Origin of the sequence: Streptomyces sp. CRCS-T-1 (genome assembly GCF_024442335.1) — a bacterium.
In the GTDB taxonomy this organism is placed as follows: domain Bacteria; phylum Actinomycetota; class Actinomycetes; order Streptomycetales; family Streptomycetaceae; genus Streptomyces; species Streptomyces koelreuteriae.
On sequence record NZ_CP101651.1, the window covers coordinates 1,769,576 to 1,782,138 of the forward strand.

A 12,563-nucleotide genomic window follows, 5' to 3' on the forward strand; every position below is an offset into this window, starting at 1 on the left:
TCAGCGCCGCTCGGAGAGCTCCGGCACCTCGACCGGCAACGACGGCTCCCCCTCCGGCTCCGGGACCGGAGGCCCCTCATGATGAACGGGGTGTCCCCCGGCGCCCTCCACACCACTGCCAGCGCCGCTCGGAAGCTCCGGCACCTCGGCACGCAACGGCGGTTCGCCCTCCGCCTCTGGGGCGGGAGGCAGCTCCCCCTCCGCCTCCGGGACCAGAGGCAGCTCCCCCTCCGGCTCTGGGGCCGGGGGAAGTTCCACGGTGAACTCGGTGTGTCCGGGCGTGCTGCGTGCCGTGGCGCGGCCGCCGTGGGCCGTTGTGATCGCCTGGACGACGGCCAGGCCGAGGCCGGAGCCGGCGTCGCCGGGGGCGCGGCGGGAGCGTGAGGGGTCGGCGCGGGTGAAGCGGTCGAAGACCGAGGCGAGGAGGTGCGGGGGGATGCCGGGGCCGTCGTCCCGGACGCGGACGACGCGGCGCTCGGCGGTGGCCTCCACCGCGGCCACGACCGTGGTGCCGGGCGGGGTGTGGGCGCGGGCGTTGGCGAGCAGGTTCGCCACGGCCTTGCCCAGCCCCGTCTCGTCGCCGATGACCAGCGCCGACGCGTCGAGCCGCAGCGCCAGCCGCCAGGTGCGGTCCGGGTCGGCCGCCCGTGCCTCCTGGACGGCCTCGGCGACCAAGGCAACCAGGTCCACCTCGGCGGACCGCGGGGGCCGGCCCTCGTCCAGCCGGGCCAGCAGCAGGAGGTCCTCGACCAGGCCCGTCATCCGCGCCGACTCTGCGGAGACCCGGCGCCAGGCGAGCGTCGGCTCGACCGGGCCGGCGCCGCGGTTCATGAGCTCGGCGTATCCGGCGATCGAGGCGAGCGGGGTACGGAGTTCATGGCCGGCGTCGGCGAGGAAGCGGCGCATGCGTTCCTCGCTGCGGCGGCGTGCCGCACGGTCGCTCTCCACCTGGTCGATCATGCGGTTGAGCGCGGCGCCGACCTGCCCGGCCTCGCTGCCGGGGTCGGTGTCCGCCTCGGGCACCCGGGGCAGGCCGGTGGGCCGTTCGTGGCCGAGCGGCGCCCGGGCGAGATCGGCGGCGGTGGCGGCGACCCGGCCGAGGGGGCGCAGCTGACGCCGTACGACCACGGCACAGACGCCGCCCGCGACGGCGAGTCCGGCGGCTCCGACGACCGCCTCGACCAGGACCAGACGGTTCAGCACGTCCCGTACGTCGCCCATGGGGAGCCCGGCGAGGATCCGCACCCCGCTCGTCTCCAGCCCGGTGACCCGGTAGGTGCCGAGGCCGGGGACGGTCCGGGTGTGGGGTGTGCCGTCGGGGGCGATGCCGCGCAGGGCGGCGCGCTGGCCGGCGCTGAGGGCCCGGGGCGTGCGGTCCGGTCCGGTGACCGCAGCGGCGGTGACCGTGCCGTGTGCGTCGAGCCGGGCCGCGAGAGTTCCGTCGGGGTGGCCGTTCCCGTCGAGGAACGTCAGGTCGCGGTCGTCGCCGGGACGGAGCGAGGCCCCGGCCAGGCCGTGTTCGGCGGCCTCCGTGACCCGGCCGTCGAGATGGTCCAGCAGCAGGGCCCGTTGGGCGAGGACGGCGGCGAGCGCCGTCACGGCGCAGACGGCGACGAGGGCGGCGCCGATGCGGAGGAGGAGCCGGGTGCGCAGGGACCCGGGGGTGCCAGACATGTCCCGATCGTGTCCCGGTCCGCTGAGGGAACCCTGTGTTCCGGCTGAGCACGGGCGATGTCCCTGCGGGAACGGCGCGGGCCGCGCCCCCGGTCACCCGGGAACGCGGCCCTCGAACTGCCTCGAACTGCCCTACCGGTCCGCTTACTTGCGGATCAGGCTGCGCAGCACGTACTGCATGATGCCGCCGTTGCGGTAGTAGTCCGCCTCGCCGGGGGTGTCGATGCGGACGACCGCGTCGAACTCGACGCCGGTGTCGGTGGTGACCTTCACCGTGCGCGGGGTGGTGCCGTTGTTGAGCTCCTCGACACCGGTGAAGGAGAAGGTCTCCTCGCCGGTCAGGCCGAGGGACTCGGCGGAGGCACCCTCGGGGAACTGGAGCGGCAGGACGCCCATGCCGATGAGGTTCGAGCGGTGGATGCGCTCGTACGACTCGGTGATGACGGCCTTGACGCCGAGGAGCGCGGTGCCCTTGGCGGCCCAGTCGCGGGACGAGCCGGAGCCGTACTCCTTGCCGCCCAGGATGACCAGCGGGATGCCCTGGTCGATGTAGTTGCGCGAGGCGTCGTAGATGAACGACACCGGGCCGTCGGCCTGGGTGAAGTCGCGGGTGTAGCCGCCCTCGGTGCCCGGCGCGAGCTGGTTGCGCAGGCGGATGTTGGCGAACGTGCCGCGGATCATGACCTCGTGGTTGCCTCGGCGGGAGCCGTAGGAGTTGAAGTCACGACGCTCCACACCGTGCTCGGTGAGGTACTTGCCGGCCGGGGTGTCGGCCTTGATGGCACCGGCGGGCGAGATGTGGTCCGTCGTCACCGAGTCGCCCAGCTTGGCGAGCACACGGGCGCCGGAGATGTCGGAGACCGGGGTGGTCTCCATCGTCATGCCCTCGAAGTACGGGGGCTTGCGGACGTAGGTCGACTCGGCGTCCCACTCGAAGGTGTTGCCGGTCGGGATCGGCAGCGCCTGCCACTGGGCGTCGCCCGCGAAGACGTCCGAGTAGGACTTGGAGAACATGTCCTCGCCGATGGCGTTGGCGACGACGTCGTTCACCTCGGCCTCGGAGGGCCAGATGTCCGCGAGGAAGACCGGCTTGCCGTCCTGGTCGGTGCCCAGGGCGTCACGCGTGATGTCGACCTTCATGGAGCCGGCGATCGCGTAGGCCACGACCAGCGGCGGGGACGCCAGGTAGTTCATCTTGACGTCGGGGTTGATACGGCCCTCGAAGTTCCGGTTGCCGGAGAGGACCGAGGTGACCGCGAGGTCGTGGTCGTTGACGGCCTTGGAGACCTCGTCCGGCAGCGGGCCGGAGTTGCCGATGCAGGTGGTGCAGCCGTAGCCGACGAGGTTGAAGCCGACCTTGTCGAGGTACGGGGTGAGGCCCGACTTCTCGAAGTAGTCGGTGACGACCTTGGAGCCCGGGGCGAGGGTGGTCTTGACCCACGGCTTGCGGGTCAGGCCCTTCTCCACCGCCTTCTTGGCCACCAGGGCGGCGGCGACCATGACGTACGGGTTGGAGGTGTTGGTGCAGGAGGTGATGGCCGCGACCGTCACCGCACCGTGGTCGATCTCGTACGACGTGCCGTCGGGGGCGGTCACGGTGACCGGGTTGGACGGGGCGCCGTTCGGGGCGACGGCCGGGGCGTCGGAGGCCGGGAAGGACTCCTTGCCGGACTCGTCGACGGTGTCGACGTAGTTGAGGACGTCCTGCTTGAACTGCTCGGCGGCGTTCGCGAGGACGATACGGTCCTGCGGGCGCTTCGGGCCGGCGATGGAGGGGACGACCGTCGACAGGTCGAGCTCGAGCTTCTCGGAGAAGTCGGGCTCGGCGGCCGGGTCGAGCCAGAGGCCCTGCTCCTTGGCGTACGCCTCGACGAGCGCGACCTGCTGCTCGGAGCGGCCGGTGAGCTTGAGGTAGTTCAGGGTCTCGCCGTCGATCGGGAAGATCGCGGCGGTGGAGCCGAACTCCGGCGACATGTTGCCGATGGTGGCGCGGTTGGCGAGCGAGGTGGCGGCGACGCCCTCGCCGTAGAACTCGACGAACTTGCCGACGACGCCGTGCTTGCGCAGCATCTCGGTGATCGTGAGGACCAGGTCGGTGGCGGTCGTGCCGGCCTTGAGCTCACCGGTCAGCTTGAAGCCGACGACGCGCGGGATGAGCATGGAGACCGGCTGGCCGAGCATCGCGGCCTCGGCCTCGATGCCGCCGACGCCCCAGCCGAGGACGCCCAGGCCGTTGACCATGGTGGTGTGCGAGTCGGTACCGACGAGGGTGTCGGGGTAGGCCTGGCCGTTACGGACCATGACCGTGCGCGCCAGGTGCTCGATGTTCACCTGGTGGACGATGCCGGTGCCGGGCGGGACGACCTTGAAGTCGTCGAACGCGGTCTGGCCCCAGCGCAGGAACTGGTAGCGCTCGCGGTTGCGGCCGTACTCCAGCTCGACGTTCTGCGCGAAGGCGTCGTTGGTGCCGAACTTGTCGGCGATGACGGAGTGGTCGATGACCAGCTCGGCCGGGGAGAGCGGGTTGACCTTCGCGGGGTCGCCGCCGAGCTCCTTGACGGCCTCACGCATGGTGGCGAGGTCGACGACACAGGGCACGCCGGTGAAGTCCTGCATGATCACGCGGGCCGGCGTGAACTGGATCTCCTGGGAGGGCTGGGCCTGCGAGTCCCAGCCGCCAAGGGCGCGGATGTGGTCGGCGGTGATGTTCGCGCCGTCCTCGGTGCGGAGGAGGTTCTCCAGCAGCACCTTCAGGCTGTAGGGGAGGCGCGCGGCGCCCTCGACCTTGTCCAGCCGGAAGATCTCGTACGACTCGTCGCCCACCTGCAGCGTGCTGCGGGCGTCGAAGCTGTTCGCCGACACGACAGTCTCCTTCATTGATGTGCGCGTACCACCACGATCCTGCCGCGACGACTACTTGGCCGATCCGCTAAGGTAAGGCTAAGTTAGGTAGGCCTTACCGCCGGACCGGTGGTGCCGCGCGGCTGCGGTGTCACCTCGGCAGATATCTCGATGTCGAGATAACTCTAATACACGAGGGCCGGATGGTCATGCCCGGACCGGTCCCTGTCTCCGCCCTGCCTCGGCGGGCCCGCGCCGCCCTGCGGCCACGGCACCCCCGGCCATGGCGGGAAAGCACTGCCTGAGCCGCCCGGGGCGCCACAGGATGGCCTTATGACGATCACCTCACAGGCCCTGTCCTTCGACAAAGCCGCCGCGGAGTACGCCGCGAACCGCCCCTCCTATCCGCCCGCGCTGCTCGACGCCGTCGAGGAACTCGCCGGGCGCCCCTTGAGCGGCTCCCGCGTCGCGGACATCGGCGCGGGCACCGGCCTGGCGACCGCCCTCCTCCATGCCCGAGGCGCACGCGTCGTCGCGGTGGAGCCGGGCTCCGGGATGGCCTCCCAGTTCCGTCGCGGACTGCCCGACGTGCCCGTCGTGCTCGGCAGTGGCAACGCCTTGCCGCTCGCCTCCGAGTCCGTCGACCTCCTCACCTACGCCCAGGCCTGGCACTGGACCGATCCGCGCGAGTCCGTCCCGGAGGCCCTGCGCGTCCTGCGCCCCGGCGGCGCGCTCGCCCTCTGGTGGAACGACTCGGACGGCAGCGCCCCCTGGATCGCCGACCAGGACGCCCGCCTGCGCCGCCTCTTCGGCGCCGAGGAAGGCGCACCCGACCCCCTGGCCCGCTTCCGCGGGCTTCCGGCGGAACTCGACTTCGCCCGGCGGCAGGTGTCGTGGACCAGGAGCGTGCCGCTCGACACCCATCTCGCGAACCTCGCCAGCTACTCCGACTTCCTGGTCCTCGGCGAGGACGCCACCAAGACCTTCCTCGCCGAGGAACGCGACCTGCTGACGCGCGCCTTCCCGAACGGCGCCGTCGAGGAGCGCTACGTGGTCAGCCTGGCCGTCGCCGTCCGATGACGAGGTGCCTCAGCCCGATCCCGGGGTAACCGAACCAGGTATCCACACCACGAACGGAAGGGAGACAGGCATGCCGCTCACGTTCCGCAAGAGTTTCCGGATCCTTCCGGGGGTGCGACTGAACATCAACAAGCGCTCCTGGTCCATCACCACCGGCGGCGGGAAGAACGGCCCGCGGTACACGCGCAGCAGCACAGGACGTCGTACGACATCGATGGATTTGCCCGGACCTTTCGGATGGCGGCGCACCACCAAGGCGCGGCGGCACTGAGCCCGCCGGGCGGGCCGGGCGGCGGGATTGACGTCCCGTCACCCGGATGGACCCCCCTACCAGGCTCCATCTCATATCTGAGATAACCTCAACCTCATGGCAGACGACTACCTCGTACGCATCGGCAAGCTCATCCGTGACGCCCGGCAGCACCGGGGCTGGACGCAGTCGCAGCTTGCCGAGGCGCTCGGCACCAGCCAGAGCGCCGTCAACCGGATCGAGCGCGGCAACCAGAACATCAGCCTTGAGATGATCGCGCGCATCGGGGAGGCCCTCGACAGCGAGATCGTGTCGCTCGGCTACGCCGGTCCGATGCATCTGCGGGTGGTCGGCGGGCGCCGGCTGTCCGGCGCCATCGACGTGAAGACGAGCAAGAACGCGTGCGTGGCGCTGCTGTGCGCCTCACTGCTCAACCAGGGGCGCACCGTGCTGCGTCGCGTCGCCCGGATCGAGGAGGTCTACCGCCTCCTGGAGGTGCTGGGCTCCATCGGCGTCCGCACCCGGTGGATCAACGACGGTGTCGACCTGGAGATCGTGCCGCCGGCCGAGCTGGACCTGGCGGCGATCGACGCGGACGCGGCCCGCCGCACCCGCTCGATCATCATGTTCCTCGGCCCGCTGCTGCACCGCATGGACCACTTCAAGCTGCCGTACGCCGGCGGCTGCGACCTCGGCACGCGCACGGTCGAGCCGCACATGATCGCGCTGCGCCGGTTCGGCCTCGACATCGCCGCGACCGAGGGCCAGTACCACGGCGTGGTGGACCGCTCGGTCCGCCCCGAGCGTCCGATCGTGCTGACCGAGCGCGGCGACACCGTCACCGAGAACGCGCTGCTCGCCGCCGCCCGGCACGACGGCATCACCGTCATCCGCAACGCCTCCTCCAACTACATGGTCCAGGACCTGTGCTTCTTCCTGGAGGCGCTCGGCGTCAAGGTCGACGGCATCGGCACCACCACGCTCACCGTGCACGGCGTGCCCACCATCGACGTCGACGTGGACTACTCCCCCTCCGAGGACCCGGTCGAGGCGATGAGCCTGGTCGCCGCGGCCGTCGTCACCGAGTCGCAGCTGACGGTTCGCCGGGTGCCGATCGAGTTCCTGGAGATCGAGCTGGCCGTGCTCGAGGAGATGGGCCTCGACCACGACCGCACGCCCGAGTACTTCGCCGACAACGGCCGCACCCGGCTGGTGGACCTCACCGTCCGGCCCTCCAAGCTGGAGGCGCCGATCGACAAGATCCACCCCATGCCGTTCCCCGGCCTGAACATCGACAACGTCCCGTTCTTCGCGGCCATCGCGGCGGTCGCCCAGGGCCAGACCCTCATCCACGACTGGGTCTACGACAACCGCGCCATCTACCTGACCGACCTGAACCGCCTCGGCGGCCGCCTCCAGCTCCTCGACCCCCACCGCGTCCTGGTCGAGGGCCCGACCCGCTGGCGCGCCGCCGAGATGATGTGCCCGCCCGCCCTGCGCCCCGCCGTGGTCGTCCTCCTGGCGATGATGGCGGCCGAGGGCACGTCGGTGCTGCGCAACGTGTACGTCATCAACCGGGGTTACGAGGACCTGGCGGAGCGGCTGAACTCGATCGGGGCGCAGATCGAGACGTTCCGCGACATCTGAGGCCGCCGGGCGGTCAGTACAGCTTGTTGACGGCCGTGACGGTGGTCTTCTTGAAGTCGGCCACCTGGGCGTGCTGGAAATTGCCCATCTGGCCCCACAGGACGACCGTCACGGTCCGGCCGTCGCGGCCGACCGAGAACAGGCCGATGTCGGAGGAGCCCCACGCCGAGGCGGTGTGGAGGCCGTAGACGTGGGCGCCCTCCTCGACGTTCAGCCGGCCGTAGGACTTCTGCGTCGCCGTCAGGTCGGGGTCCTGCTCCATCAGCTTCTTCGCGCAGCCGGTGATGTCCTCGCGCAGCAGCGCCGCGAAGTCCTTGGCGCGCTGTTCGGTGCGCTCCACGACCGTGATCTGCTGGGCGTTGGTGTCGAACTCCGTCCCGTAGGAGCGGTGGCTCGCGATGGACGGCAGGGCCTCGCCCACGCAGAGCGGCAGCGGGTCGGGCTGACCGGCCGTGACGGGTCCGGCGTACCAGGGCGAGGTCGGGTGCGGCGGCAGTTCGGCCGGCTTCAGGAACCGGGGTGTGGCGGCGGCCGGTGCGGTGGCGGCGGCAGCGGGTACCGCGACTGCGGCGACAGCGGCCGCGGCCGCCAGCGCGGCCACGGTGGTACGGATGCCTCGGGCGCGGATCTGCACGGTCTTCCCCATGTTTCCCCCATGATCTTCGTCTCGAATGCACGGACTTCAGCCCTTGCACCCCGTACGACCCGCCACCGCCCGGATACGTTGCCCTGCCCGCCCGCTACGGATTCGTCCCGAATGTCACCGGCGCGCTACGGACCAGGGCGCCACGCCAGGGACGGCTTCCGGACAAGCTGAGGAAGTCCGTGGTCGGCTTCACAGCGGCGACCGGACAGGCCCGGCCCTTTCAGGGCGTAAAGCGACCGAAGAATGGATATGGGCTATACGGCGAAACGCGGGGAGTGTCCGACGTGCCCGGATGCCGGGCGCAGCGGCTTCAGGGGAGGGAGCGCGCATGGACGGCCGGCCCTTGTTTCTCGAACCGCGGCTGGAGCCACGGCTGAGGTCGCTCGTGGCGGCGACAGGGACGTTGCACTCGCTCATCGACGCGCTCGGCTCACCGCTGCACATGGTGGTGCCCGACCAGATCGCCGAGAATCTGGAGCGCTTCCGGTCCGTGTACCGGGCGCATCACCTTTCGGGCCAGGTGTTCTACGCCCACAAGGCCAACCGGTCCAGCGCCCTGCTGCGCCGCCTCGCCGCGACTGACGCGGGCGTGGACGTCGCCTCGCTGGGCGAGTTACAGCACGCGCTCGGTGCCGGATTCTCCGCCGACCGGATCATCGCCACCGGGCCGAAGAACCCCGAGTTCCTGTGGCTCGCGGCCCGGGCGGGGGTCACGGTCGGCGTGGACGGCGTGGCCGAGCTGGACCAGCTCGGCGCGCTGGTGCGCAAGCACGCGCTCGCCCCGGTGCGGGTGCTGCTGCGGCTGTCGGGGTTCGAGACGTCGGGGGTGAGAGTGCTGAGCCGCCGCAGCCGGTTCGGTACGCCCGTACGGGAGTTGGAGGCGCTGCTGGAGGCGGTCGAGCGGCACGGTGACGCGGTGGAGGCGACGGGCGCGGCCTTCCATCTGGACACCACCAGCGTCGCGGAGAAGGCGACCGCCCTCGAAGGGTGTCTGGCCGCTCTGGAGGCGTGCCGGAGCCGGGGGCTCAGGCCCCGGGCCGTGGACGTCGGCGGCGGGTTCGGCGTCAGCTACCTCGCCGAGCGGGAGCAGTGGGAGGCGTACACGACGGCGCTCACGGACGCCGTCCTGGGCCGCCGCCCGCCGCTGGCCTGGGGCGGACACGGCTACGGGCTGCGGAACGAGTCCGGCACCCTGCGCGGCGCCCTCGGCCTCTACCCCGCCCACCGGCCCGTCGCCGGCGCGGCCTACCTGGACGAGCTGCTCGCCCAGCCCGCCGCTTCCCTGGGCGGCCGTCCGCTGGCCGGACTGCTGCTGGAGCACCTGTACGACCTGCACACCGAGCCCGGCCGGGCGCTGCTGGACCAGTGCGGGCTGACCCTGGCGAAGGTGCTGGAGGTCCGCGAGCAGGAGAACGGCACTGAGAACGGCGGGGAGTTGCTCGTACGGCTGGCCGCGAAGGCGGACGACATCGCCCTGGAGGACCACGGGGTGCTGATGGACCCCGTGGTCGTGCCCCGGAGTGGAGCCGGGCCGGGCGAAGGGCCCGTCGCCGTCCACCTCTTCGGCAGCCTCTGCCTGGAGACCGACCTGATCACCCGGCGCACGGTGTTCCTGCCGCGCCGTCCCGTCCCCGGCGACCTGCTGGCGTTCGCCAACACCGCCGGGTACGCCATGGACTTCCACGCCACCCGCGCCCAGCACCAGCCCGCCGCCCGCAAGGTCGCCGCCTGGCAGGACGGCGACGGGTGGCGCTGGTGTCTCGACGACCAGTTCTGGCCGATCACGCCCTCGGGGGGAGCCCAGTGAGGTACGACAGCATCACGGAGGCGATAGGCAACACCCCGCTGGTACGGCTGGACCCGGCCGTGCACGGACTGCGGAACATCGACCTGTTCGCCAAGCTGGAGATGCTCAACCCCTGGGGCTCGGTCAAGGACCGGGCGGCCTGGAGCATGGCCGGCCCGCTGCTCTCCGAGGCCGTCGAACACGGCAGCCAGGTCGTGGAGCTGTCCAGCGGCAACACCGCGAAGGCGCTGGCGGTCGTCGCGGGCATGCACGGACTGGGCTTCAAGAGCGTCACCAACCGGATGCGGGTACCGGAGATCAAGGACCTCCTGCTGCTGCTCGGCGCGGAGATCGAGGAGCTGCCGGGGCAGAGCGAGTGCCTGGACCCGACGGCGACGGACGATCCGCTGACCCTCTTCCACCGGACGCTGTCCGCCTCCGGCAGCGCCTATCTGCACACCGACCAGTACTTCAACCCACGCAACACCGAGGCCCATCTGACCGGGACCGGCCCGGAGATCGTCAAGGACCTGGACGGCCGGGTGCCGGACTGGTTCGTCGCCTGTGTGGGCACGGCCGGTTCCTCCACGGGCGTGGCCCGCGCGCTGCGGGAGGAGGACCCCTCGGTGCGGGTGGTCGGGCTGGTCGCGGCCAAGTCGGACTTCATCCCCGGCATCCGCACCATCGACGAGGTGCAGGAGGTCGGCCTGTTCGACCCGGAGACCTACGACACGATGGAGTCGGTGAGCGCCGACGAGGCCATCGAGGGGATGCTGACCCTCAACCGCCGCTGCGGCATCCTGGGCGGCCCCACCGGAGGGGCCGCCTACTTCGGTGCCGTCCGCCATCTGCGCGCCCTCGACGAGGAGTTGAACGAGCGCCGGACGGCGGTGTTCATCGTCTGCGACCGGGTCGAGAGCTATCTGAGCTACGTCCGTCAGCGGCGGCCCGACCTGCTGGGCCGGCCCGCCCGGAAGAACACCCTGGCCGACCTGACCGAGGCCGAGGTAAGCGGGGCTCCGTCGGTCACCGTGGCCGACGCCCGGCGCTGGATCGACAGCGACCGGCCGCTCGTGGTCGACCTGCGCAGCCCCTTCGCCTACGCGGCGCTGCACATCGACGGGTCGGTCAACATCGTCGACGAGCTGTTCGCCGAACTCCTGCGGGGCGGCCTGCCGTTCAGCCGGAGCAGGCCGGTGCTGCTGGCGTGTCCGGTGGGCGAGCAGTCCGCGCGGTACGCGGCGCTGCTGACCCGGATGGGCCATGCCGAGGTGCGCAGCCTGACCGGCGGCATCATCGCCTGGCGGGACGCGGGCGCGCCCCTGGTGCGGGACTGACGGCCATGACCGCACCGATCACCCGCGAGGACCTGGAGCAGTGGCAGCAGGCGCTGCGCGCCCAGTTCCCCATCGTCACCGGGCACCCGGAGCTGGCGTACCTGGACAGCGCGGCCACGGCCCAGAAGCCGCAGGCGGTATTGGACGCCGTGCAGACGTACCTCACCACCAGCAACGCCAACTCCGCGCGCGGCACCTACACCTGGGCCAACCGGACCACGGAGCTGGTGGAGCGGACCCGGGAGCGCGTCGCCCGGTTCCTCGGGGACGACCGGCCTGAGCGGTCGGCCGTCCACTTCACGAGCGGCACGACCGAGGGGCTGCGGACGATCGCCCGCGACTGGCTGCCGGGGTTCCTGCGCGACGGCGACGAGATCGTCGTCCCGGACGCCGACCACCAGGCCAACATCGCGCCCTGGCTGGAGGTCCAGGGGCTGCTCGCGCGGGAGGGCGTGCACGTCCGGGTGCTGCCGATGCCGTACCAGAGCGGTTCCGGGGACTACGACCACACCGCGCTGGCCGAACGGGCCGGGCCGCGCACCCGGTTCGTCGCCACGACCCATGTGCACCACGTGTACGGCGGCGACATGAACGTGCACCGCATCCGCGAGGCGGTCGGGCCGGAGGCGGTGATCTGTCTGGACGCGGCGCAGAGTGTCGGGCATCTGCCGGTGTCCGTGGCCGAGTCGGACGTCGACTTCGTCGTCTTCTCCGGGCACAAGGCGCTGGCCCTGCCGGGGTCGGGCGCGGTGTGGGCCCGGCAGGCGCGCGGCCCGGCGTTCACGCCCGGCGGGTGGAGCGGCACGCCGAACACGGTGGGCATCGCCTCGCTGGAGGCGGCCCTGGACTGGCTGGACGCCGCCGGAGTGGACCGTATCGAGCGGTGGACGGTCGCCCTGGCGGCCCGGCTCACCGACGGGCTGCGCCGTATGGACGCCTACGAGATCCTCGGCTGCCCGCTCAGCCTGGCGGCCGACTCGGCCGTGCAGCGGCGCCAGAGCATCGTGACCCTGCGGCACCGCGCCATCGACTCGGGCGACCTGGGCTTCATCCTCTTCAGCCACGGTTTCATGGTCCGCTCCGACCATCACTGCCAGGGCGACGCGGGCGAGAAGACCGGTTCGGTGCGGGTGAGTCTGCATGTGTACAACACCGTTGAGGAGATCGACCGGTTGCTGACCGTCCTTGCATCACTCCAGTGACTGCGTCCCTTGGGCGTACCGCTGAGCGTAATGAGAACCGTTTCCACCTGTAGGCTCGGATCGACAGGAGTCAGGTGCGAGACGGCGAGGTGGCGCGTCC

9 protein-coding genes are annotated in these 12,563 nt (G+C 71.3%); 6 read left to right on the forward strand and 3 right to left on the reverse strand.

Annotation, left to right across the window (positions count from 1 at the left end):
- Together NNW99_RS07795 and acnA are read right to left on the reverse strand one after the other, a co-directional pair.
- Nucleotides 1-1,674, reverse strand: a complete 1,674-nt coding sequence (locus NNW99_RS07795) for a HAMP domain-containing sensor histidine kinase (RefSeq protein WP_251057739.1) — start codon at nucleotides 1,672-1,674, stop codon at nucleotides 1-3.
- A gap of 144 nt (nucleotides 1,675-1,818) precedes the next feature.
- Nucleotides 1,819-4,536, reverse strand: a complete 2,718-nt coding sequence (gene acnA, locus NNW99_RS07800) for an aconitate hydratase AcnA (RefSeq protein WP_285439949.1) — start codon at nucleotides 4,534-4,536, stop codon at nucleotides 1,819-1,821.
- Nucleotides 4,537-4,848: 312 nt separating this feature from the next.
- Between acnA and NNW99_RS07805 the strand changes: the two genes are divergently transcribed.
- The 3 genes from NNW99_RS07805 to NNW99_RS07815 all read left to right on the forward strand — a co-directional run bounded on the left by NNW99_RS07805 (nucleotide 4,849) and on the right by NNW99_RS07815 (nucleotide 7,492).
- The gene (locus NNW99_RS07805; protein ID WP_215117970.1) at nucleotides 4,849-5,595 is read left to right on the forward strand and encodes a class I SAM-dependent methyltransferase; all 747 of its coding nucleotides are present in this window, start codon (nucleotides 4,849-4,851) and stop codon (nucleotides 5,593-5,595) included.
- A 70-nt stretch (nucleotides 5,596-5,665) separates the two neighbouring features.
- Entirely contained in the window at nucleotides 5,666-5,866 is a 201-nt protein-coding gene (locus NNW99_RS07810) for a DUF4236 domain-containing protein (protein ID WP_033308449.1), read from the forward strand.
- Between the two features lie 96 nt (nucleotides 5,867-5,962).
- On the forward strand, nucleotides 5,963-7,492 hold the full coding sequence (locus NNW99_RS07815; RefSeq protein ID WP_215117971.1) for a UDP-N-acetylglucosamine 1-carboxyvinyltransferase: 1,530 nt from the start codon (nucleotides 5,963-5,965) through the stop codon (nucleotides 7,490-7,492).
- A gap of 13 nt (nucleotides 7,493-7,505) precedes the next feature.
- Here NNW99_RS07815 and NNW99_RS07820 read toward each other — a convergent pair whose 3' ends face one another.
- Nucleotides 7,506-8,138, reverse strand: coding sequence for a hypothetical protein (locus NNW99_RS07820; RefSeq protein ID WP_215117972.1), 633 nt, complete (start codon nucleotides 8,136-8,138; stop codon nucleotides 7,506-7,508).
- A gap of 328 nt (nucleotides 8,139-8,466) precedes the next feature.
- Between NNW99_RS07820 and NNW99_RS07825 the strand changes: the two genes are divergently transcribed.
- Genes NNW99_RS07825 through NNW99_RS07835 form a run of 3 tightly spaced genes read left to right on the forward strand, consistent with a single transcriptional unit; the run spans nucleotide 8,467 to nucleotide 12,463 of the window.
- Nucleotides 8,467-9,945, forward strand: coding sequence for a Y4yA family PLP-dependent enzyme (locus NNW99_RS07825; RefSeq protein ID WP_215117973.1), 1,479 nt, complete (start codon nucleotides 8,467-8,469; stop codon nucleotides 9,943-9,945).
- Nucleotides 9,942-11,261 (forward strand): pyridoxal-phosphate dependent enzyme, encoded by a 1,320-nt coding sequence (locus tag NNW99_RS07830; RefSeq protein WP_215117974.1) that lies wholly within the window; start codon nucleotides 9,942-9,944, stop codon nucleotides 11,259-11,261. The genes NNW99_RS07825 and NNW99_RS07830 overlap by 4 nt, the downstream gene beginning before the upstream one ends.
- 5 nt (nucleotides 11,262-11,266) lie before the next feature.
- The gene (locus tag NNW99_RS07835) at nucleotides 11,267-12,463 is read left to right on the forward strand and encodes an aminotransferase class V-fold PLP-dependent enzyme (protein ID WP_215117975.1); all 1,197 of its coding nucleotides are present in this window, start codon (nucleotides 11,267-11,269) and stop codon (nucleotides 12,461-12,463) included.
- The last annotated feature ends 100 nt before the right edge of the window (nucleotides 12,464-12,563 follow it).

Excerpts from the sequence above, each read along its gene's own strand:
- NNW99_RS07795 (WP_251057739.1), bottom strand. The coding sequence starts at position 1,674 with ATGTCTGGCACCCCCGGGTCCCTGCGCACCCGGCTCCTCCTCCGCATC.
- NNW99_RS07805 (WP_215117970.1), top strand. The coding sequence starts at position 4,849 with ATGACGATCACCTCACAGGCCCTGTCCTTCGACAAAGCCGCCGCGGAG.
- NNW99_RS07810 (WP_033308449.1), top strand. The coding sequence starts at position 5,666 with ATGCCGCTCACGTTCCGCAAGAGTTTCCGGATCCTTCCGGGGGTGCGA.
- NNW99_RS07815 (WP_215117971.1), top strand. The coding sequence starts at position 5,963 with ATGGCAGACGACTACCTCGTACGCATCGGCAAGCTCATCCGTGACGCC.
- NNW99_RS07820 (WP_215117972.1), bottom strand. The coding sequence starts at position 8,138 with ATGGGGAAGACCGTGCAGATCCGCGCCCGAGGCATCCGTACCACCGTG.
- NNW99_RS07825 (WP_215117973.1), top strand. The coding sequence starts at position 8,467 with ATGGACGGCCGGCCCTTGTTTCTCGAACCGCGGCTGGAGCCACGGCTG.
- NNW99_RS07835 (WP_215117975.1), top strand. The coding sequence starts at position 11,267 with ATGACCGCACCGATCACCCGCGAGGACCTGGAGCAGTGGCAGCAGGCG.